At 25.9% G+C, this 837-nt stretch carries 1 protein-coding gene; it reads left to right on the top strand.

Going from position 1 to position 837, the window contains the following annotated elements; genetic code table 11:
* The first annotated feature begins 23 nt into the window (after window positions 1-23).
* Complete coding sequence (locus tag CYP84_RS04885; RefSeq protein WP_103636861.1) at window positions 24-692, top strand: hypothetical protein; 669 nt, start codon at window positions 24-26, stop codon at window positions 690-692.
* Window positions 693-837 lie beyond the last annotated feature (145 nt).

Genomic DNA, 837 nt, shown 5'->3' with positions numbered 1-837 from the left:
ATTAAATTTAATAAGGAGCTATTTTGAGAGATTATGATAAAAGACCGATAATTATAAAGGACTATAATTCTATATTTATGCTTCTAGTGGCTATGCCTTGGCTTATTTCATCTGTTTATTTTTTATTCACTCACCACAATAAAGCAGCATTTTCTTTTTTAATAGCACAAGCATTTTATTTTAATATCCGCCCTTATATTTTTAATGGATATAAGCGAAGCATAAAACTATCTAATAAAAAGATAGAATTTCTGCAAGCAGGCAATATAGTAGAAAGTATAAATTTGGATGAGGAATTTGAAATTTATAAGACTTATGACGACTATTACCATAAATCTCAAAATTTAAGCAATCTTCAGAAAAAAGTAAAATGGATTAGTGTTGTATTGCTGTGGATAGCGTATTATCCATTTTTCTTGCTAAGTAAGATTTTATTTTATTTTTTTAAAACAAAAGGAACCTTTTATAAATTTTATGACTGTATTATTATTTTTCAAGGCGATAAGGTTTTAAATATACTTGCTACTTCAAGATATGAGAGAGCCTTGGTTAAAAAATACTTCTTGGATAATTTTAAAATAGATATAGACATGCTTCAAGTATGTAAAAAAACAGATCATGGTTTAGAAAAAATAGAAATACATAAAATTGAAAGCCAATATATGAGTGGAATTTTATCTCACAGTAATTAAATTTAATAAGGAGCTATTTTGAGAGATTATGATAAAAGACCGATAGTTATAAAAGATTACAATTCAATATTTATGTTTTTATTACATATCCCATTAGTAGCTATATTGTTAGCATTTGGAGTATTTAAAGGCGCAACCTTTTTGA

The organism is Campylobacter concisus, assembly GCF_002912425.1.
Lineage (GTDB): Bacteria > Campylobacterota > Campylobacteria > Campylobacterales > Campylobacteraceae > Campylobacter_A > Campylobacter_A concisus_AH.
Note: the sequence above shows the minus strand (reverse complement) of the source record. Positions and strands in the feature narration are given on the sequence as shown.